This is a genomic window from Microbacterium sp. P03 (assembly GCF_043556235.1).
In the GTDB taxonomy this organism is placed as follows: Bacteria; Actinomycetota; Actinomycetes; order Actinomycetales; family Microbacteriaceae; genus Microbacterium.
Map to the genome: position 1 here is coordinate 53,188 of NZ_JBIGIM010000001.1, position 19,789 is coordinate 72,976.

The following is a 19,789-nucleotide window of genomic DNA, read 5'->3' on the forward strand; positions in this document are numbered from 1 at the left end:
TGCAAGGCGGCCGCCGACGGCCGGCGTGCACGGCCGCGCGGCCGTCAGTCTCGCGTCGCGAGCCCGGCGACCCAGCCGACCAGATGTTCCCACAGCGGTGCCGCCGCGGCTCGATCGAGACGGCGCGGGTCCGGCCCGAACACCCCGTGGAGCGGATGCTCCGGCCGGTGCCGGTCGGCGCCGAAGGGATCCTCGCCGAGCGGCGCAGGATGATGCGTCACATCCGGGAGGGCTTCCGGGTGAACCAGCGCAGGATCGATCGCGTGCAGCAGAAGCGACTCGAATCGGCCGGCATGGTCCGGTGTCACCGGAGGCTGCGGCGCCTGGCCGAGCGTGCGCGCGACGACGCTCATCGTCGTCGCCCTCTCGGACCACCGTTCGGCGACCCGCGTGATGAGGTCGCGCTGCCCGTCGGCGAAGTGCCCGCTCAGGATGACGGTCCGCTTCACTCCGAAGTCGGCGAGCCGCGCCAGCGTCTCGCCGAGCAGCGTCGAGATGGCGTCGGGCGAGGAGCTCATGATCGTCCACGGGTAGGCCGTGTGCTCCCCGCCCACCGCCTGGTAGACGGCAGGCAAGACGACCCCACCCGTGAGGTCGGCGGCGCCGGCGCACACCCCGTGCGCCGTGAGCGCGTCCAGGCCGATGGGCAGGTGCGGTCCGTGGAACTCGAGCGAGCCCATCGGCAGGTACGCGACGGGGGAGGCGCCCAGCCGATCCTGGATCTCCTGGGGGCTCAGCCGTTCGACGGAAGAAGTGGTCGGGATGCTCATATGTAGTAGTTCCTCTCCCACCCGAAGCCGCGCAGGCGCTCCCGGAGACCTTCGGCGAGTCCTCGCCCGTCGGCGAACGACACGTTGCGGGCGATGCGCGCGGGGGATGTCATGCCGATGATCGCCGTGGAGATCTCCGGGCGGTCCAGCACGAATCGCACCGCCGCCTCATCGAGTCCGTCGTAGGAGCCCGAGGTGACGGCTTCGACCCGGCGCACGCGGTCGATCGTCTGGGCGAAGCGCTCGCCGCGGAACATCGAGGCGAGCACGGAATCGTCCGCCCATCCGGCGGGGGTCGAGGCATCCCATGTCCCGCTGAGCGAACCCGAATCGAGCACGACACGCGCGATGACGGCCGTCCGCGATGCCGCCGCGGCAGCCAGGAGATCCGACTCGGGACGCTGCTCGAAGATGTTGTAGATCACCTGGATGGAGTCGACCACGCCGGCCGCGGCGATCGCGATTCCCTCATCCGCACGGTAATCGCGGAGGGAGACGCCGATCCTGTCGATCTTGCCCTCCGCCTGCATCTGTCCCAGCACGTCCAGCCAGGTGTGATCGCGCATACCGCTCGGCATCCAGCAGTGCAGTTGCAGCAGGTCGATGCGTTCGAGCGCGAGCCGGCGCAGCGATTGCTCGACCTGGGTGCGCAGGTATGTCGGCGGGTAGGCCTTCCTGATGTCGGGATCGTCCTCGGAAGGATGCGGCCAGGTCGTGGGCTGCACTTTCGTGGCCACGCGTATGCGCCCGCCGTCCCACTGTCGGAGGGATCGTCCGACAATGGTCTCGCTGTGCCCCGCCCCGTACATCTCGGCGGTGTCGACGAAATTGATCCCCTGCTCGTAGGCGAACAGGAGTGCGCGGACCGATTCCTCGTCATCGACGGGTCCCCACTGCCCGCCCAGCTGCCACGCGCCGAAGGCGATCTCGCTGATGTCCCAGCCGGTGCGGCCGAAGGGTCGAAGATTCACGGCCATCGGAATGCGCTCCTTCACGCTCGCGGCGCACCCGGAAGTGCCGCCCACGTTCGAATCTAGGGATTCGCGGTGCACGCGGTCTGTCGGCGGAACGGCGAAACATGGACTGGACGCCCGCGACGGCATGCGCAGGCGCCGTGTTTCACGGCCGCAGGCTGCCGTGCGCGAATCGACTCGGTGCGACGCCGTATGCCTGCCGGAAGGCCCGCGAGAAGTACAGCGGGTCGGAGTATCCGACCATCAGCGCGACCTCGCTCACCCTGAGGCCGGTGGTGCGCAGGAGAGTGCCGGCCTCGCGAAGCCGCAGGTGTCGGATCCACTCCTGCATGGTCTCGCCGGTGTGCGCGCGGAACAGGCGCTGCGCGGTGGTCTCGCTGCACCGAGCGGCCTCCGCGACCCGCGCGACGGTCAGCGGCTCGGCGACGTGGTGTCGGATGAACGTCATCATCAGCTCGAGCGAACCCGGCAGCGTCGAGGACGAAGGCTGTGATCGGGACCACCCGGCGTTCTCCGACAGCACCAGCCGCCCCAGCGCCCGGAAGTAGGACTCGTCGAACCCGCCGTCGCCCAGGCGGTCGATCGCGAGCGTGCCGTATTCGGTGATCCGCCGGGCTGCGCCGCTGTTCATCGACGACAGACCTGCGCGGAACGCCGTGGCGTCGCCGGATCGTGCGGGATCCTGCAGGAGGGGATCCCCGGGGCGGTGGGCCACCCGCGGGACGACGGGGGAGGACCGGTCATGCCGCTCGACGACGTGGAGGGTGCCGATGTGGAACGGCGCACGGCGGTGCGCGCGGTACTCCACGCGGTGGTGCCAGGGCAGGCGCAGCACGTGCTGGGCGTCGACAGGGAAGAGCTGGTCGTCCGCGCGGATCTCACCGCCTCCGCTCACCACCCAGATGAACGAGACGCTCATCACATGCGGATTGACGATGTGCTCGCCCGACGCGAACCGGTACCAATTGGCGCCGACGACGACGGGTCCGTCCGCATCGTCGCCCTCGAGCACCGTCATCGTGCGCCTTCCTGCTCACCCTGTGCTCGCGATGGTAGTTCGTCGCGATCGGTCGCGGCGCAGCCCCGGTCGGGTCGGGGTCGGGGGCTGTCGGGGTCCGGGAGTCGTCGTCCTCAGACTGCGGTCGTCGCGCCGCCCAGCCGCACGATGACCGCGCCCGCCTCGTACACGGCGACCGGGTGCGCGAACGGCATGGGTGACAGCTGCTCCGCCTCGATCAGCTCGAGGTCGGGGAAGGCGGTGATCAGCGCCCCGATCCCCTCGCGGATCTCGACGCGGGCGACCTGCTGCCCGATGCATCCATGGATGCCCTGCCCGAACCCCAGGTGGCCGAAGGCATCGCGGGAGACATCGACATCGTCGGGTCGGTCGCCCCACTGCGCCGGGTCGCGGTTCGCCGACACGGGGGAGACGGCGACGGACGTGCCCGCCGCGATCGGCACGCCGTCGATCACGACATCCTCCCGCGCGGTGCGGGCGAACAGCGTGACGAACATCGCTCCGGTGCGCATGAACTCCTCGACAGCGCCCGTGACGCGCTCGGGGTCGGCGCGCAACGCCGAGAGCTGGTCGGGGTTGATCAGCAGCGCCACGGTCGCCGTGGCGATCAGGTACGCGACCGAATCGCGCCCGGCTCCCAGCAGCAGCCTCAGCAGCCCCTCGATCTCGACGCGCGAGAGGTCGGTGTCGTGCAGCAGGTCGGTGATGACGTCCTCGCCCGGATCGGTCCGCCGCTCCTCGATCAGTCCCCGGATGAAGTCGTACTTCTGCTGGGCGGTCGACACGCCGACGAACAGCTCGACGAAACGCTCGTATCGGGCCTCGGGAACCCCGATCACGTGACAGTGCGTGCGCGCGGCGATCGGTTGGGCATAATCGCGCCAGATGTCGACCACCGGCCCCGAGGCCCGGAGCGCCTCGATCTGCGCGACGACCATCTCGTGGATCCACGGCTGTCGCATCCTCGCCTGGCGGAGGGAGAACCGCGCCGTGACCGCCCGCCGGAGCTTCGCGTGCTCCTCGCCGTCGAGAGTGAGGAGATTGAACTCCTCCGACTGCTGCCCCGCGTCGTCGAGCTCACCCGGCGCCTCCAGGGGAACAGCTGACGTCTCTGCCGCGGCGGGGTCGTCCGCGGCGTTGGGCCCTACCGGCATGCGGGCGGGTCGCATGCTGAACCGTGGATCCTGGAGCACGTCGATCGCCGCCTCGTACCGCGTGGCCACCAGACCTTCGTGACCATCCTGGAAATCCAGAGGCATGAACGCGGCCTGCGCACGCCACTGTGCCAGGCGGGGGGAAGGCGACAGCGGAGTGCCGTCGCCGGGGAGCGCGCGAGCGTGGAACGGGCACTGAGCAGGTTCGGACATGGGCCGTTTCTTCCGTTTCGAATCGTGGGCGGCGACAGGTGGGGCGGGGGACTCGGTCGGATCAGCCGGTGGTCGCCAGCGCGGAGCGGGCGAGCACGGCGCGCGCCTGACGGAAGGCCTTCGGTGAGGCGTTCCACCCGACGACGCCGCGGACTTCGCCTTCGACGCGTCCGCCGAACCCCCAGACCGTGCCGACGGCATCGGGAGGTGTGAGATCCACCACCCGCGCATCGCGATCGAACCACCCGAACGCGTTGATGCGCGTCTTGTGGATCTCCGACCAGAAGAGGGGGATCGGCTGAGCCGACTGCTGTCCGTGCGCGATGCGGCACGCGACGGCGACCGCCTGCTCGATGGCGTTGCTCTGGTGCTCGACGCGCACGTGGCGGCCCGACCCCGGGTCGCGCCACGCTGCCACGTCGCCGATCGCCGACACGCCGGGCGCCGCACAACCTGCCTCGTCGCAGACGACGCCGTCGGAGATGTCCAGTGAGGACTCTTCGAGCCACTCCGTTCGCGGGCTGCCGCCGATCATGGCGAACACGGCATTGACCCGCTGCACGCTGCCGTCGGAGAACTCGAGCTCCGACCCGCGGGGGAGCGGTCTGCTGCCGCGGACGTGCGTGTTCAGCGCCAGCTCGACGCCGTGCTCCCGGTGCAGGTCTTCCAGCGGGGCGGAGAGCAGGGTCCCGACGCCGCCGAAACTGAGCGAGGCGCCTCGGCCGACCAGGAGCGTGTCGGCGCCGTGGTGGCGGGCCGCACTCGCGACCTCCGATGCCAGGATGCCCGCGCCGACCACAGCCACGCGACCGGCGGCGGCCAGCCGATCCCGCAGCCGAACGGCGTCGCCCATCGTCCTCAGCGTGAGCGCATCCGGGAGGGCGGGGTGACGGCGCGGCCCCGTGCCCGTCGCGATGACCAACTCGTCGAAGGCGACGTCGCCGGTCGTCGTGTGCAGCACGCGCAGCCCGACGTCCAGTCCCGTCGCGGTGCAGGAGGAGCGGAACTCGACACCGAGCGCGTCGATCTCGCCGACCTCGCGGATCACCGCCTGATGAGGCTCCCACTCCCCGAGCAGGATCTGCTTCGACAGCGGCGGACGCGTGTACGGCAGGTGGTTCTCGTCACCGATGAGGACGATCGGTCCGGCATAGCCCTCTTCCCGCAGCGTCTCCGCGGCGGTGAGGCCGCCGATGGATGCGCCGACGACGACGACACCCCTCGAGACGGTCATCCCTCGAGGGCGATGGCCCGCGCCGGGCACAGTCGCACCGCACGCGTCGCGGCAACCCTGTCGTCGCCCTCGGGCTCGGCATTCAGGACGACCACGATGCCGTCGTCGTCCTGATCGAACACGTCGGGAGCGACGAGGGCGCACTGCCCGGCTCCGATGCAGGCATCCTGCGTGACGATGACACCCATCGGTACTCCTTCGTCCCTGTTCGCATCTCCTGCGTCAGAAGAATTCAATCCGCTGCCGCCCGTCGCCGACATGGTCGTCGCCCTCAGAACATGGACTGGACCGTCACGGCGCCTCCTCGCGAGCGGCACGCACCGAGGTCAGCGCTCGCCGGTGCGGGCTCGCGGATGTCGACCGCCGCCCCCGAGCCGTCCGAAGGGGTTAGCGTGAATCGTTCGAAGTGAAGGAGCGCGCATGGAACGCAACTGGGCAGGCACGTACGAGTTCACCGCACCCCGGATCGAGGCGGCGACCTCCGTCGACGAGGTGCGCGCGCTCGTCGCCCGCGAAGCGGCCACCGCGGGCAAGGTGCATGCCCTCGGCACACGGCACTCCTTCACCGACCTCCCTGACACCGCCGGGACGCTCATCGACGTCTCGGGGCTCGACGGCGTGCTCGCCCTCGACGAGGAGGCGCGCACCGTGACGGTCGCCGCAGGGACGCGCTTCGGCGTGCTCGCCCTCTGGCTCGAGGAGCGCGGGTGGGCGCTGCACAATCTCGGCTCGCTGCCCCACATCAGCGTCGGTGGCGCGACCGCCACGGCGACGCACGGCTCGGGTGACCGCAACGGCGTGCTCACCACCGCCGTCGGGGCGATCAGCTACGTGGGTGCCGACGGCGAGGTGCACGATCTCGCGCGCGGCGACGCCGACTTCCCGGCCGCGGTCGCCGGCGTGGGCGGGTTCGGCATCACCGTCGCTCTGACCCTCGACATCCAGCCCTCCTACCGGATGCGGCAGGACATCTACGCGGGCGTGACATGGGATGCCGCGCTCGAGGATCTCTCCGCGGTGACCGGCGCGGGCTACAGCGTGTCGGTGTTCACGTCGTGGGACGACACCACGCTCGACTCGGTGTGGGTCAAGACGCGCCTCGCGCACGATGACGACCCCGTGCCGGACGCTCTCCTCGACGGCCACCGGAAGGACCCGGCCTCCCCCCTCGGGGACGAGCACGATCCGAACCTCACGACACTCGGTGGCGTGCCGGGCCCGTGGCTGCACCGGCTGCCGCACTTCCGCCTCGACGGCACGCCGTCCTTCGGCGACGAGATCCAGAGCGAGTACTTCGTGCCCCGGGCCGACGCCGTGGCGACACTGCAGGCGGTGCGCGGCCTGGCCGACAGCATCCGTCCTCTGCTGTTCGTCAGCGAGCTGCGCACGGCGGCCGCCGACGACCTGTGGCTGAGCGGAGCGAGCGGACGGGACACTCTCGCGATCCACTTCACGTGGCGCAACGACGCGGCCGGGGTGGCCCGCGTCATCCCGCAGATCGAGGAGGCCCTCGCACCGTTCGGCGCGCGGCCGCACTGGGGCAAGTACCACTCCTTCGACGCGGTGCGGATGGCGCAGGTGCACCCGCGGCTCGCCGATGCCCGAGCGGTGTTCGAGCGCCTCGACCCGGAGGGCCGGTTCAGGAACGCCCACCTCCAGCGGGTCGGTCTGCGCGCGCGCGAGGTCTAGCGGGGCTCAGCGCGGTGGCGTCCGGCCCGTCGGCGAGCCGGCGGGTTCGGGGAGCGGCACGGGGGTCGTCGACGCGATCTGCTCGCTGAACTCCTCGGGGGCGACGACGCGGATCGGCAGGGTCTCGTCGATCGTGAGCCGGAAGCGCCGGGTGGCATCGCGCTGCAGCCGGCCGGATGCCGCGATCCACACGAGGCCGACGAGGCAGGCGACGAGCCCGGCGAGGGCTCCGAGCTGGATCGCCGCGCGCGGTCCGTACGTCGTGGCGACCCAGCCCGCGATGGGCGCGCCGACCGGCGTGGAGCCCATCAGGATCGCCATGTACAGCGCGAGCACGCGGCCGCGCAGCGCGGGGTCGGTCGTGGTCTGCACGTAGCCGTTCGCGGTCGTCAGCATCGACACCGTGCAGAACCCCACGAACACGAGCGTGACGCCGTACAACCCGTACACCGGCATGAACGACGAGACCAGCGACGCGATCCCGAACCCGCCGGTGGCGAAGATGACCACGCGCATGCGCGCACGGTCGCGGCGCGCGGCCAGCAGGGCACCGGCGAGCGAACCGACCGCGAGGATCGAGCTCAGGATGCCGTAGCCGTCGGCCTGCTGCCCGAATTCGAGCGCCATGGTCGAGGCGAAGATCGGGAAGTTCATCCCGAAAGCGCCGACGAGGAAGACCATCACGAAGGTGACGATGAGGTCGGGTCGTTTCGCGACATAGCGGAAACCGTCCGCGAGGCGCGCGGAGCCCGCGGACCGCAGACGCGGGATCAGCTCGCGCTGCCGGATCAGCATGAGCGCGACGATCATCGCCAGGAACGTGATCGCATTCACGATGAACACCCAGCCGGTGCCGACGAGCACGATCATGAAGCCGCCCACCGCGGGTCCGATCATGCGGGCCGCGTTGAAGGATGCCGCGTTCAAGGCGACCGCGTTCGACGCGTTCTCCCTCGCCACGACGTCGGAGACGAAGGCCTGCCGCGCCGGGCCGTCGAAAGCGTTGACGACGCCGAATCCCAGGGCGAAGCACCACATCATGGGCAGGGTCATCACGTCGGTGAGGAGCAGCACGCCGATCGCCACGGCCAGGGCCATGAGGATCGTCTGGGTGAGCATCAGGAGCCTGCGCCGATCGAACCGGTCGGCGACCCAGCCGGTGACGCTCACGAGCAGCAGCGGCGGCCCGAACTGCAGGGCCATCGTGATGCCCATGGCCGTGGCGTCGTTGTCGGTCAGCTGGGTGAGCACCACCCAGTCCTGAGCAGTCGACTGCATCCAGCCGCCGACGTTGGAGACGAGCGCGCCGATGGTCCACACCCGGAAGTTGTAGAGCCGGAGGGAGCGGAACATGCCCCTCATCGTTCGGCGACCTTGCGCATGACCTCGGCCGCGCGCTCCAACAGCTCGCGCTCGTCGCCGGACAGCTCGGCGAGCGCCTCCTCGAGCCACGCATCGCGACGCCGGACGGTCTCCTGCACGACGTCGAGTCCACGAGGCGTGAGCGCGATGTTCACCTTGCGCCGGTCGTTCTCGTCGGGCGTCCGGGTGAGGTACCCCGACTCCTCCAGACAGTTCACGGTGCGGTTCATCGACGGCGCCGTGACCCGCTCGCGATCCGCCAGCTCGCTCAGCGTGTGGGGACCGTGCACCTTGAGGGCGGCGAGGACGGCGAACTGACCGTCGCCCATCGAGTCGACGGCGCGCTGCGCCCGGAGACGTCGGGCGAGGCGGAAGGTGGCCATGCGCAGGTCGGATGCGGCATCGGGATGGGGGGTACTCATGCTTTTACTTAGCCTAGCTCATTAGCTCTGCTAAGGAAATCGAACGCCCACTACCTGACCGTTCGGGGTGTGCGTTCTCAGCGGCCGGCCGCGGCATCCTCCGGTCGTTCCTCGCCCCTCTTCCGCGGCCCCGAGCCCGAGCCCGACGCCGGTGCCGACCCCGAGCCGAGCGACAGGGACGCGAGCAGTCCGACCACGAGGAAGCCTGCCGCCGTGAAGGCAGAGAAGCGCGTGCCGTCGGAGAACGCGGCCTGTGCGTCGGCTCCCACGTCCGCGGTGGCGGGGTCCGCGACGAGCCCCGCGATGGCGCCGCCCGCGCTGTCGACCACGGCCGAGACGACCGAGTCGCGCTGCGCGGCGGGGACCCCCTGGTCGTCGAGGCGGGCGCCCAGCACGCCCGCCGTGCTCGTGAACAGCACGGTTCCGAGGATCGCGATGCCGAGCGCCGAGCCCACCTGACGCGCGGTCGACTGCGTGCCCGAGCCCTGTCCCGACAATTCGACGGGAACGTCCTGCAGCACCACGCCCGTGAGCTGAGCGGTGGCGAGGCCGACTCCGAAGCCGTAGATGAACAGGGCCGGCAGCAGCCATCCCCACGCGGCATCGGGCGCCACGACGATCCCCACCCAGACGATGCCGACGATCTCCGCCAGGATGCCGATCCGCACCACCGCGACGGGAGCGACCCGTCCGCTGAACGCTCCCGCGAAGCCGCTCGCCACGAACGAGCCGACCGCGAGCGCGAGCAGCACGAGCCCGGTCTGGAGTGCGTCGAAGCCGAGCACGAACTGCAGCCACAAGGGCAGCGACAGGATGATGCCGAACTCGCCGAGCGAGACGACGAGAGCGGCGATGTTGCCGTTGCGAAACGAGGTGATGCGGAACAGCGATGGCTCGATGAGCGTCGATCGGCCCGCGCGGCTGCGGCGGATCTCCCAGACCACGAATCCCACCGCCGCCAGGATCGCCAGCCCGAAGGCGAACGGGATCGGCGACACGCTCCAGGTCCAGTCGATCGGGCCGAGGTCGACGTTCTCCGTCGCCGTCCACCATCCGAACGAGCGTCCTTCGATGAGCCCGAAGACGAGCGAGCCGAAGAGCACGACCGACAAGGCCGCTCCGACGACGTCGAGGGCACCCGCTCGCCGTTCTGAGGACTCCTGAACGGTGAGCAGCACGCCGATCACGATGATGATGCCCAGCGGAATGTTGATGCCGAACGCCCATCGCCACGAGAACGCGGTGGTCAGCCAGCCGCCGAGCAGCGGTCCCACCGCCGCCATGCCGCCGATGGTGGAGCCCCAGACGGCGAAGGCGATTCCGCGCTCCCGCCCCCGGAAGGTCGCGTTGATGAGCGACAGCGTCGTCGGCAGGATCATCGCTCCGCCGATGCCCTGTACCAGGCGCGAGAGGATCAGCAGCTCTCCCGTGGGCGCCAGCGCCGCGAGCACGGACGACAGAGCAAAGACGATGACGCCGATGAGCAGCATCCGTCGTCGCCCGAATCTGTCGGCGAGGCTGCCGAAGAGGAGCAGCAAGGAGGCGAAGACGAGTGTGTACGCCTCCTGCACCCACTGCACCTGGGTCGACGAGATGCCGAGGTCGTCGACGATCGAGGGGATCGCGACGTTCACGATCGTCGAGTCCACGATGATCAACGACACCGCGATGCTGATGAAGATCAGGCCCACCCACCGCAGGCGGTGGGCTTTGGATGAGAGTTCGGCCACGAGATATCCCTAGCTTTTCTAGCGAAATTGGACGGATGCCACGATAGCACCGCCGGTCTCCTGCGCGGATGGGTCCTGCTGAGCTGGTTGACCCCGGCACACGACGGACGTATGGTCGAAGTGCCTCGGGAAAACGCTTCCCGAAGATTGGGACAACTTCGATGACGAATACGTTCAGGTCCATCACGCGCGCCACGATCGTCGGGATCACCGCCGCGGCGCTCGCGTTCACCGTCGCGCCACCTGCCGTCGCCGCGCCGCCCGACGGCGGGTCGGGCACCGGCGCACCCCAGCTCGAGCAGCTGGATCGCGGCCTCGTCGCGGCGCAGACCGGCACCGGTGTGTTCCTCAGCTGGCGTCTGCTCGTGGGGGAGGCGTACGGCTCCGGCGCCACCGGGCTCACGGGCGCGGACTTCGTCGTCTATCGCGACGGTCAACCGCTCGCAACGGTCACCGACAGCACCAACTACCTGGATGCCGCCGGTACCGCGACGTCGCAGTACCAGGTGGCGAAAGTCGTCGCCGGTCGGGAGTCCGCCCCGAGCGACGCTGTCGCGCCGCTCGCCGAGAACCACCTCGACATCCCGCTGCAGCGCCCGGCCGATGGTGTCACGCCCGCCGGGGAGGCATTCACCTACGCTGCCGGAGACGTCTCGGTCGGTGACGTCGACGGCGACGGACAGTACGAGTACGTCGTGAAATGGGACCCGTCCAACAGCAAGGATGTCTCGCAGGTCGGCTACACGGGAACCGTCTACGTCGACACCTACGAGCTCGACGGCACGCTGCTCAACCGCATCGATCTCGGCGTCAACATCCGGGCCGGCGCCCACTACACGCAGTTCCTGGTCTACGACTTCGACGGCGACGGGAAGTCGGAGACGATCCTCAAGACCGCGCCGGGAACGAAGTCGGTGACCTACGCCGCTGATGGCAGCGTCGCCGACGAGGGCTTCATCACGATGCCGGCGGAGGACGTCGCGGCGGGCTTCGGTCATGCCGACGACTACCGCATGAGCGCCGCAGACTTCGCCGACCACCTGACCGAGACCTTCCAGGGGTGGAGTACCCGCTCGGAAGTGACCTCGGGTCAGTGGCCGGCCACGATCGAGGAGGCCCTCGGCGTTCCCGTCACGCACTCCTACCCGCTGTCCCAGACCGATGCGCGCGAGCTCGTCGACTATTTCATCGACGTCTACGCCCCGTCACGGAGTGCGAACAACAAGCTGCGCAACTTCGCCGGATTCATCCTCGACGGCCCGGAGTACCTCACGGTCTTCGACGGCGCCACCGGGGCCGAACTCGAGACGGTCCGCTATGAGCCCGGTCGCGGCGACGACGGCCTGCTGTGGGGCGATTACGCCATGGGGCGCATCGAGCCCGGCAACCGGGTCGACCGATTCCTGTCGGGAGTCGCGTACCTCGACGGCGAGCGTCCGTCCGCGGTCTTCGCCCGCGGGTACTACACGCGGTCCACGATCACGACGTACGACTGGGACGGCTCGCACCTCACCCCGCGCTGGTCGATCGACAGCGGGCACGTTCCGCTGGCCAACCCGTTCAACGACGGCCCGCACGGTCGCGACGGCACCGACCCCGTGTACGGGTCGATCACGACGCAGGGCTTCCACAGCCTGAGCGCCGCCGACGTCGACGGCGACGGCAAGCACGAGATCGTCTACGGCTCGGCGACGATCGACGACGACGGCGGCCTGCTCTACAGCTCGACCGACGTCATGCCCGAGGGCAGCGCCACCCCCGGCGTCGACACGCGCCTCGGGCACGGGGACGCCATGCACGTGACGGACATCGATCCCGCTCGCCCCGGACTCGAGATCTTCACGGTGCACGAGGGCGGCGCCTACGCGCCCTACGGCACCGCGATGCGCGATGCGGCGACCGGAGAGGTGATCTTCGGCGCCTATTCCGGCCGCGACACCGGCCGCGGAATGATCGGCGACGTCCGGGCGGATGTGGCCGGCATCGAGACGTGGTCGAGTATGCCGGGCGGGACGGATGCCTCGGGCCTGCTGTCCGCGCAGGGCGACATCCTCTCCGCCTCGACGCCTGGGACCAACCAGTCCATCCGGTGGTCGGCCGACCTCACCACGCAGCTCGTGAACGGCAGTGGCACCGCCGACGCGACGATCGACGACTGGACGCGCGGCCGTGTGCTCGATGCCACCGGCACGCGGACGAACAACGGCACGAAGGGCAACCCCGGGCTGGTCGCCGACGTGCTGGGGGATTGGCGGGAGGAGCTCGTCGTGCGCACGGCGGACTCGAGCGCGCTCCGGCTGTTCACGAGCACCGAGGTGACGACCCACAAGCTGTACACGCTCATGCACGATCCGCAGTACCGCGCGGAGGTCGCCCGCCAGCAGACGACCTACAACCAGCCCAGCTACACCGGGTTCTACCTCGCGTCCGACATGTCGTTCGCGGACGTACCGCTGCGCGCCGCTCCCCAGCCCGTCGCGAAGCCGGGCATCGGCGTCGCGACCGCGGGAGTCAACGTCACCTGGCAGGCGCCGGCGGTCGAGGGCACCTCGGCGATCACCGGCTACCGCGTCACGCTGACGCCCGCCTCGGGTGAGTCGCGCACCCAGGACGTGGGGGCTGCGGCCCGGAGCACGACGTTCGCGGGGGTGCCGGCCGGCACCTGGACGGCCACGGTCGTCGCCCGGAACGCCCAGGGAGCGTCCGACCCGTCGGACGCCTCCGCGGGTGCGGTGGTGACCGGGAAGCAGCCCGTTCCGCTGGGCGTCAACGCGAAGTCGCAGTGCGTGAACGGCACTGCTCACGTCGCGGTGTACGCCTACAACAGCTCCGGCAAGGCGGCCGACATCCGGCTCTCGGTGCGGGGCGTCGACAAGAAGCAGTCGGCGGTCGCACCTGCCGCCGCGGTGTACAACCTCGTCCCCAGCGGGCAGACGTCCGTCGCGGCCGGCGCCGCCTCGGTGACGGCGTACTCGTTCGCGGACGGCGTCGGGTACCACTCGACATACTCGCTGCCGTACGCCGCGATCACCTGCGGCTGATCGAAGGTGAAGGCCGGGGCATCTGCACGGATGCCCCGGCCTTCACGGCGTCCGGAACCATAGGATCGGCACCATGCCCGAGTTCATCGACGCGCACGGCGTCGCGATCGTCTACGACGTCCATCCCGCCACCACCGCGCCGCGGGCGGTCGTCCAACTGTTGCACGGCGTCGGAGAGCACGCCGGCCGATACCAGGCCACGATCGCCGCTCTCGTCGCCGACGGCTACACGGTGTACGCCGACGACCATCGCGGTCACGGCCGCACGGGTATGAAGCAGCACGCGGGGGATGCCTCGAAGCTCGGGCGGCTCGGCGCGGGCGGTCATCGCGCCACGGTCGCCGCCGTCTGGCAGTTCACCCGGCTCATCCGCGACGAGAACCCCGGATTGCCTCTGGTACTGCTCGGCCACTCGTGGGGCTCATTCCTCGCGCAGATCCTGCTCAACGACCACCCCGACGCCTACGACGGGCTGATCCTCTCGGGGTCGGCGCTGCGCTGGCCGGGATCGCTGAACGCCGGCGATCTCAACGCGCCGTGGGCGGGTCCCGACGCCATCGGCATGGAATGGCTGTCGTCCGATCTCGCCGTCGGCCGGGCTTTCGTCGACGATCCGCTCACGACCGGTACGCCGCTGATGCAGCTGTTCGGACCGATCGACGCCGCGCGCCTCTTCGGCCGGCCGAGGAAGAACCTGGGCCGCGACATCCCGACTCTTCTCATGGTGGGTCGGGACGACACCGTCGGTGGACCGCGGAGCGTGCACAGACTGGCCGACGCCTACCGCGCGAGGTCGGGTTTCACCGACGTCACGACATTGGTGTACCCCGGCGCGCGGCATGAGATCTTCGCCGAGGTCGCGCAAGAGGACGTGCGCGCCGACCTGCTCGTCTGGCTCGACGCCCGTTTCCCGGCGCGGGACTGACGGATTCGCGTCGGCGTCACCGCCGCACCGGATCCGAACATCTCCGACGTCACGGGCATCCTGAGCGCGGTCGCTCGTCCTGTTGCTTCCGGCCAGCACGTTCCTGGTACTCGAACGGGCACAGTCGCTTTCGGTGACGCTGTCAGCGTCCGCGACGAGCGTCAGATCTCATCCTCGACGAGTCCTCGAGATCGTGCTTCTCAGTGGTCCCGATCGATCTGCGCAACCACTCCGTCATGAGCGATCGCTCCGCGCTGCTCAGCCCCGGAAGATCCGCGACGAGCGTAGCGAAGTGAATCGCACTCGACACAACGTCGCCGGCATCGTCGGCGACGGATCGAGGACGGATTATCTGACCGAGGATGGCATCCAAAACGGCGTCGGCGAGTCCGAGGTCTCTGTTCTCGGGGGGAGTCTCCAGAAGAGCCTGCACGGCACCCGTCCCGGCGGCGTGGATCATGCCGAAGGCTCGCTGCTCACTGACTTGAAGCAGTCCGGCGGTCGCGAGGCGGTGGATGCGATGCTGCAGCACGTCGATGCCGGCCTCGATCGCCGGTGACGGCGCGACGCGGGCATTCATGAGGCGGATGAGCTCAGGGTTCGACAGGCCGAACTCGATCTGCGTGCCCCAACCCGATCGCAGCGCGTGCAGGGGGTCTTCATCGTCGTCCGCGCGTTGCGCCTTTTCGGCGACGTGGAGGGCCATGGCGTGCTCGGCGACGGCGTCGAGAAGGCCGCTCTTGTCACCGAACAGACGGTAGATCGTCGGCGCTTGAACACCCGCCGCGTCCGCAACTCGACGCGTCGTGACGGCAGTGGCTCCCTCGTCGCGGAGCAGTCGGTGGGCCGCATCGATGATGCCGGCTCGTACGTCCGAACGAGGGGGGGAATCGAGATCAGCAGGCACGTATCGATGATATCAAAAGATGCTGATCAGCGGAAACATGATGGTATGGTCGGTCTGGAAGTCAATATCAAAGGAAACAAAATGAGCGAATCAATGATAATCATCACGGGAGCGACGGGGAACCTCGGCGGTCGGATCGTGAATCGGATTCTCGAGCGAGTCCCCGCGGCAACCGTCGGAGTCAGTGTCCGAGACGTGGGGAAGGCGGCGGCGCTTGCAGCGAAGGGTGTTCGGGTTCGGCTGGGGGATTTCACTCGACCCGAAACGCTGGAGAGCTCGTTCGAGGGCGCGGATCGTGTACTGATCGTCTCCGCGGCCATCCGCGGCGGGGGAGCCTTCGAGGCGAACACGTCCGCGATCGACGCCGCGGTCGCGGCGGGCGCCTCACGGATCCTGTACACGAGCCATCAGGCCGCCGCCGCGGACTCCCTGTTCCCGCCGCAGCAGGTCCATGCCGCGACCGAGGAGTACCTGGCACGACAGGGCGTCCCCTTCGTTGCGCTTCGGAACGGCTTTTACGCGAATGCGCTCGGTGTTCACCTGGAAGCTGCGCTGTCCACGGGTCAGATCGTCGTTCCCGAAGACGGACCCGTCTCCTGGACATCGCATGAAGACCTCGCCGAGGTCGCCGCCATCGCGCTCGCCGATGCAGGCGCGATCAGCGGCATCTCTTCCCCTCTGACCGCCTCGGTATCGCTTGACCTCGCCGACATCGCCGACATCCTCAGCCGCCTCTCGGGTCGTGCGATCACCCGACTGACCGTTGACGATGACGAATGGAAGACGGCCGCGATCGCGCGAGGCCTACCCCCCATGGTCGCCGACTTCTCCCTCGGGATGTTCCGCGCGTCGCGACGAGGCGAGTTCGACGTCGTGAGCCCCGCTCTCGAGACCGCCCTCGGCCGCCCACCCCTGCCGGTCGAGCACACACTCGCTCATCTCCTGGGAGGGGGCATCCTCAACTAGCCTCATCCCTGTTCAGCCGATGTGGAACCCGACCCCGGTTCATGACATTCGCCCGGACCCGAGGTCGGCCAGCTCCGCGGCGGCGGCGAGCCCGATGCGGTCCAGGGGGCCTTGCTCGCCCGGCAGGGGAGATGGTGTACGCGTGATCCCTCGTCGAATGCGATGGTGCCGCCCTTTCGCCGCCGTGATCAGGTCGATGGGCCTCGTGGTTCACATGAGAGGGGAACGGAGGCTCCGGAGCCCGCTGCGGATCTCGCTGACCAGAATCTCGGGCTGCTCGAAAGCTGCGTAGTGACCGCCCTGGGCGGCTTCGCCGTAGTGGATCAGGTTGGAGTAGGTGTCTTCGATCCAGCTCCGCGGGAGGAGCGGGATGTCACGCGGGAACACCGTCACAGCGACCGGCAGATTCAGTACAGGGCCGGCCATGCTGCCACCCTTGTTCTCCCAGTAGATGCGGGCCGACGACGCCGCACTGTTGGTGAACCAGTAGAGCGAGATGGCGTCCAGGATCTCATCGACGGTAAGAGCGTCCTCGGCGAGACCACGATTATCGGTTTTGGATTGGAACTTGTCGTAGATCCACGCGGCCTGGCCGGCCGGGGAGTCTGCCAAAGCGATGCCGATGGTCTCGGGCTTCGTGCCTTGGAGGTGGTTGGCTCCTCCCATGTCTCCGTCGTAGAGGGCGAGGGTGTCCACCGCATTCTGCTCTTCCCGAGTGAGCGTGTGTGGGATCTGCGCGGGGAACGCATAAGGACTGTTCAGATGGATTCCCCGCAGGCCTGCTGGCCGAATCGCCCCGAGGGCAGTGGTGACGACGGATCCCCAGTCACCGCCCTGAGCGGCCCATTCCTCGTAGCCGAGGCGTCTCATGAGTTCCGCCCACGCGGTTGCGATCCGGACGACGTTCCACCCCGTTTCGCTCGGCTTCCCGGAGAACCCGAATCCGGGCAGCGAAGGTACGACGACGTCGAAGGAATCCTCGACATTCCCGCCAAATGCCACCGGATCAGTCAGGGGTCCGATCACCTTCAGGAACTCGACGATGGATCCCGGCCATCCGTGCGTCAGGATCAGCGGCATCGCGTCCGGGTTCTTGGACTTGACATGGATGAAGTGGATATCCAGTCCGTCGATCTCGGTCAGGAATTGCGGGAACCCGTTGAGCTCCGACTCGAATCGACGCCAGTCGTATTCTCGTTCCCAGTATGCGACCAACGTTTTCGCGTGCTCGATACGGACTCCCTGCGACCAGTCGGGGACGGTCTCGGGGTTCGGCCAGCGAGTCCTGGCCAATCGCTGCTTGAGGTCATCGATCTCCGAGTCGGAGACGGCAACGGTGAAGGGACGGATGAGAGGCGAAGGTGCGGGGGCAGATGCGGTCATGACGATGTTCTCCTGAACAACGGGGAGGAGCACAGCAATCTGCTGCACACCTGTGTGCAATGCACACTGCTGTGCAATCTAGCTCACTGCACGCCGTTGTGCAATGATCGAATCGTGCACCTCCAATCCGCCCGCGCCCGCTCCACGAACGAGACGAGGGACCGGATCCTCGACGTCGCGCTGGAGGTGTGGGGGCAGGACCCGTACGCCGGCATGGGCGACATCGCCGCCGCCGCCGGCGTCGTGCGCCGCACCGTCTACGGCCACTTCCCTACGCGCTCGGATTTGGTGCGAACGCTCACGCAGAGGGCAGTGGACGAGATGACAACCGTCCTTGCACAGGTCAGCGCCCCCGACGGAGAAACAGACGTGGCGTGGGCGGAGTTCATTCTCCGCTTATGGCCGTTGGTGCGTCGCTACCGCGTGCTGTTGGCGCTGCGGCGAGGTGAGTTCGGGGCAGAGATCCACGCTCTCCTCGGCCCCGTGGACGAGACCCTCGCGAACCTCGTGCGGAGAGGCCAGGACAGCCACGTGTTCGGGCACCACCTGCCCGCCGAGGTGCTCAGCCAGGTCGCTTTCGCCACCGTGTTCTCCATCGCAGACAACGATTCGTCGGAGGGGGGTCCCGGCGCCCACGCGGCGACCGTGACCAGCCTCCTTGTTCTGGGAGTCCCTCGGTCGCGCGCAGAGTCCCTCGGGGGTGACCCGTCGTGACCTCAGACAGTTCGACCAGCGGCAGTCCCCGAGGCGGCCTCTACCCGGGCGCCTGAGGTCGACGGCGACTGCCTGCGAGGAGAGGCGCCTGTGTCAGTCGCGCTGATCCTCGGGGATCGCGATCCAGCTGCTGCCGGCGGCCGAACTGCGCTCCACGGCGTCGAGGACGCGCTGCACGTGCAGTCCGTCGCCGAACGACGGCCGCGGCTGCTCCCCGCGATGGATCGCCTCGACGAGGTCGACCACCTGGTGCGAGAAGCCGTGCTCGTAGCCCAGCATGTGGCCTGCCGGCCACCACGGGGCGAGGTAGGGGTGCTCGGGCTCGGTGACGAGGATCGTGCGGAAGCCCTGCTCGGCGCCGGGGAGGGTGGCGTCGTAGAAGTCGAGTTCGTTCAAGCGCTCGAGATCGAACGAGACCGCCCCCTTCGACCCCGACACCTCGATGGTCAGGCCGTTCTTGCGACCGGTCGCGAAGCGCGTCGCCTCGAAGCCGGCGAGGGGCGCGTAGCGGCTGCCCGCGGGCGTTTCGTAGCGACCGGAGAAGAGGGCGATGTCGTCGACGGTCACGGCGCCGCGCTCGGTCGAGGCGGTGCCCGAGAGACCTGAGCCCTCGGCGAGCAGCGGACGCTCCGTCACGATGGTGTCGATGATGCCCGACACGCTCGTCAGTCGCAGACCGGTGATGTACTCCGACAGGTCGACGGCGTGCGCGCCGATGTCGCCGAGGGCACCCGAACCGGCACGGTCCTTCTGCATGCGCCACGTGAGGGGCGCCTCGGCATCCGTCAGCCAGTCCTGACGGTAGGCCGCGCGCACCTGGCGGATCTCGCCGATGCGGCCGGCGGCCACCAGGTCGCGGGCGAGCGTCGCAGCCGGAACCCGACGATAGGTGAAGCCGACCATCGCCCGAACGCCCCGGGACGCCGCCCGGGACGCGGCATCCGTCATCGCCTGCGCTTCCTCCACCGTGTTCGCCAGCGGCTTCTCGCAGAGGACGTGCTTGCCCGCCTCGAGTGCGGCGATCGCGATCTCGGCGTGCGTGTCACCCGGGGTGACGATGTCGATGACGTCGATGTCTTCGCGGTCGATGACTTCGCGCCAGTCGACCGAGGACTCGGCCCAGCCCCATTTCTGTGCGGCCCGCGCGGCCGCGGCGGCGTCGCGACCCACGACCACCGCCATCACCGGATCGGCGGGCAGGTCGAAGAAGCGGGGAGCGACGCGCCATCCCTGAGAGTGGGCTGCGCCCATGAAGCCGTGGCCGATCATGGCGACGCGGAGTGTTTC

At 69.0% G+C, this 19,789-nt stretch carries 17 protein-coding genes and 1 pseudogene; 5 read left to right on the forward strand and 13 right to left on the reverse strand.

What is annotated here, in order from left to right; genetic code table 11:
- Positions 1–44 precede the first annotated feature (44 nt).
- From ACFXOO_RS00220 to ACFXOO_RS00245, 6 genes are all read right to left on the reverse strand, one after another.
- Positions 45–770 (reverse strand): creatininase family protein, encoded by a 726-nt coding sequence (locus ACFXOO_RS00220; RefSeq protein WP_394562418.1) that lies wholly within the window; start codon positions 768–770, stop codon positions 45–47.
- Positions 767–1,747, reverse strand: a complete 981-nt coding sequence (locus tag ACFXOO_RS00225) for an aldo/keto reductase (RefSeq protein WP_394562420.1) — start codon at positions 1,745–1,747, stop codon at positions 767–769. Before ACFXOO_RS00225 ends, ACFXOO_RS00220 begins: the two co-directional genes overlap by 4 nt.
- Before the next feature lie 142 nt (positions 1,748–1,889).
- Complete coding sequence (locus ACFXOO_RS00230; RefSeq protein WP_378843441.1) at positions 1,890–2,762, reverse strand: helix-turn-helix transcriptional regulator; 873 nt, start codon at positions 2,760–2,762, stop codon at positions 1,890–1,892.
- A gap of 113 nt (positions 2,763–2,875) precedes the next feature.
- Positions 2,876–4,129, reverse strand: coding sequence for a cytochrome P450 (locus tag ACFXOO_RS00235; protein WP_394562422.1), 1,254 nt, complete (start codon positions 4,127–4,129; stop codon positions 2,876–2,878).
- 61 nt (positions 4,130–4,190) lie between these two features.
- The gene (locus ACFXOO_RS00240; RefSeq protein WP_394562423.1) at positions 4,191–5,363 is read right to left on the reverse strand and encodes an NAD(P)/FAD-dependent oxidoreductase; all 1,173 of its coding nucleotides are present in this window, start codon (positions 5,361–5,363) and stop codon (positions 4,191–4,193) included.
- A complete protein-coding gene (locus tag ACFXOO_RS00245) occupies positions 5,360–5,551 on the reverse strand; it encodes a ferredoxin (protein ID WP_378843447.1) in 192 nt (63 codons plus the stop codon). Before ACFXOO_RS00245 ends, ACFXOO_RS00240 begins: the two co-directional genes overlap by 4 nt.
- Positions 5,552–5,783: 232 nt before the next feature.
- Between ACFXOO_RS00245 and ACFXOO_RS00250 the strand changes: the two genes are divergently transcribed.
- Positions 5,784–7,052: an FAD-binding protein gene (locus ACFXOO_RS00250; RefSeq protein WP_394562424.1), complete on the forward strand. Its 1,269-nt coding sequence runs from the start codon at positions 5,784–5,786 to the stop codon at positions 7,050–7,052.
- A gap of 6 nt (positions 7,053–7,058) precedes the next feature.
- Here ACFXOO_RS00250 and ACFXOO_RS00255 read toward each other — a convergent pair whose 3' ends face one another.
- The 3 genes from ACFXOO_RS00255 to ACFXOO_RS00265 form a co-directional block, all read right to left on the reverse strand.
- A complete protein-coding gene (locus tag ACFXOO_RS00255) occupies positions 7,059–8,405 on the reverse strand; it encodes an MFS transporter (RefSeq protein ID WP_378843451.1) in 1,347 nt (448 codons plus the stop codon).
- Positions 8,406–8,410: 5 nt separating this feature from the next.
- Positions 8,411–8,836, reverse strand: coding sequence for a MarR family winged helix-turn-helix transcriptional regulator (locus tag ACFXOO_RS00260; RefSeq protein ID WP_378843453.1), 426 nt, complete (start codon positions 8,834–8,836; stop codon positions 8,411–8,413).
- 77 nt (positions 8,837–8,913) lie between these two features.
- A complete protein-coding gene (locus tag ACFXOO_RS00265; protein ID WP_394562425.1) occupies positions 8,914–10,566 on the reverse strand; it encodes a DHA2 family efflux MFS transporter permease subunit in 1,653 nt (550 codons plus the stop codon).
- Between the two features lie 161 nt (positions 10,567–10,727).
- Here ACFXOO_RS00265 and ACFXOO_RS00270 point away from each other — a divergent pair, with 161 nt between their 5' ends.
- Together ACFXOO_RS00270 and ACFXOO_RS00275 are read left to right on the forward strand one after the other, a co-directional pair.
- Positions 10,728–13,607, forward strand: coding sequence for a fibronectin type III domain-containing protein (locus ACFXOO_RS00270; protein WP_394562427.1), 2,880 nt, complete (start codon positions 10,728–10,730; stop codon positions 13,605–13,607).
- A 73-nt stretch (positions 13,608–13,680) separates the two neighbouring features.
- Positions 13,681–14,532: an alpha/beta fold hydrolase gene (locus tag ACFXOO_RS00275; protein ID WP_394562428.1), complete on the forward strand. Its 852-nt coding sequence runs from the start codon at positions 13,681–13,683 to the stop codon at positions 14,530–14,532.
- A gap of 142 nt (positions 14,533–14,674) precedes the next feature.
- Here the strand turns inward: ACFXOO_RS00275 and ACFXOO_RS00280 are convergent, their stop codons facing one another.
- Both ACFXOO_RS00280 and ACFXOO_RS00285 read right to left on the reverse strand, forming a co-directional pair.
- Entirely contained in the window at positions 14,675–15,238 is a 564-nt protein-coding gene (locus ACFXOO_RS00280) for a hypothetical protein (RefSeq protein ID WP_394563228.1), read from the reverse strand.
- Positions 15,239–15,310: 72 nt separating this feature from the next.
- Positions 15,311–15,439 (reverse strand): annotated as a pseudogene (locus tag ACFXOO_RS00285) (TetR family transcriptional regulator); the annotation flags it as partial.
- Between the two features lie 93 nt (positions 15,440–15,532).
- Here ACFXOO_RS00285 and ACFXOO_RS00290 point away from each other — a divergent pair.
- A complete protein-coding gene (locus tag ACFXOO_RS00290) occupies positions 15,533–16,405 on the forward strand; it encodes an NAD(P)H-binding protein (protein ID WP_394563160.1) in 873 nt (290 codons plus the stop codon).
- A gap of 210 nt (positions 16,406–16,615) precedes the next feature.
- Here ACFXOO_RS00290 and ACFXOO_RS00295 read toward each other — a convergent pair whose 3' ends face one another.
- Positions 16,616–17,788 (reverse strand): epoxide hydrolase family protein, encoded by a 1,173-nt coding sequence (locus ACFXOO_RS00295; RefSeq protein WP_394562429.1) that lies wholly within the window; start codon positions 17,786–17,788, stop codon positions 16,616–16,618.
- Positions 17,789–17,902: 114 nt separating this feature from the next.
- On the opposite strand from ACFXOO_RS00295, the gene ACFXOO_RS00300 reads away from it, so the two are divergent.
- Positions 17,903–18,502: a TetR/AcrR family transcriptional regulator gene (locus ACFXOO_RS00300; protein ID WP_394562430.1), complete on the forward strand. Its 600-nt coding sequence runs from the start codon at positions 17,903–17,905 to the stop codon at positions 18,500–18,502.
- Between the two features lie 93 nt (positions 18,503–18,595).
- Here ACFXOO_RS00300 and ACFXOO_RS00305 read toward each other — a convergent pair whose 3' ends face one another.
- A complete protein-coding gene (locus ACFXOO_RS00305; protein ID WP_378843624.1) occupies positions 18,596–19,771 on the reverse strand; it encodes a Gfo/Idh/MocA family protein in 1,176 nt (391 codons plus the stop codon).
- Positions 19,772–19,789 lie beyond the last annotated feature (18 nt).

Coding starts and splice junctions, on each gene's coding strand:
- ACFXOO_RS00280 (WP_394563228.1), bottom strand. CDS start 15,238: ATGGCCCTCCACGTCGCCGAAAAGGCGCAACGCGCGGACGACGATGAA.
- ACFXOO_RS00290 (WP_394563160.1), top strand. CDS start 15,533: ATGATAATCATCACGGGAGCGACGGGGAACCTCGGCGGTCGGATCGTG.
- ACFXOO_RS00250 (WP_394562424.1), top strand. CDS start 5,784: ATGGAACGCAACTGGGCAGGCACGTACGAGTTCACCGCACCCCGGATC.
- ACFXOO_RS00275 (WP_394562428.1), top strand. CDS start 13,681: ATGCCCGAGTTCATCGACGCGCACGGCGTCGCGATCGTCTACGACGTC.
- ACFXOO_RS00240 (WP_394562423.1), bottom strand. CDS start 5,363: ATGACCGTCTCGAGGGGTGTCGTCGTCGTCGGCGCATCCATCGGCGGC.
- ACFXOO_RS00255 (WP_378843451.1), bottom strand. CDS start 8,405: ATGTTCCGCTCCCTCCGGCTCTACAACTTCCGGGTGTGGACCATCGGC.
- ACFXOO_RS00235 (WP_394562422.1), bottom strand. CDS start 4,129: ATGTCCGAACCTGCTCAGTGCCCGTTCCACGCTCGCGCGCTCCCCGGC.
- ACFXOO_RS00230 (WP_378843441.1), bottom strand. CDS start 2,762: ATGACGGTGCTCGAGGGCGACGATGCGGACGGACCCGTCGTCGTCGGC.
- ACFXOO_RS00260 (WP_378843453.1), bottom strand. CDS start 8,836: ATGAGTACCCCCCATCCCGATGCCGCATCCGACCTGCGCATGGCCACC.
- ACFXOO_RS00295 (WP_394562429.1), bottom strand. CDS start 17,788: ATGACCGCATCTGCCCCCGCACCTTCGCCTCTCATCCGTCCCTTCACC.
- ACFXOO_RS00270 (WP_394562427.1), top strand. CDS start 10,728: ATGACGAATACGTTCAGGTCCATCACGCGCGCCACGATCGTCGGGATC.
- ACFXOO_RS00225 (WP_394562420.1), bottom strand. CDS start 1,747: ATGGCCGTGAATCTTCGACCCTTCGGCCGCACCGGCTGGGACATCAGC.
- ACFXOO_RS00245 (WP_378843447.1), bottom strand. CDS start 5,551: ATGGGTGTCATCGTCACGCAGGATGCCTGCATCGGAGCCGGGCAGTGC.
- ACFXOO_RS00220 (WP_394562418.1), bottom strand. CDS start 770: ATGAGCATCCCGACCACTTCTTCCGTCGAACGGCTGAGCCCCCAGGAG.
- ACFXOO_RS00305 (WP_378843624.1), bottom strand. CDS start 19,771: ATGATCGGCCACGGCTTCATGGGCGCAGCCCACTCTCAGGGATGGCGC.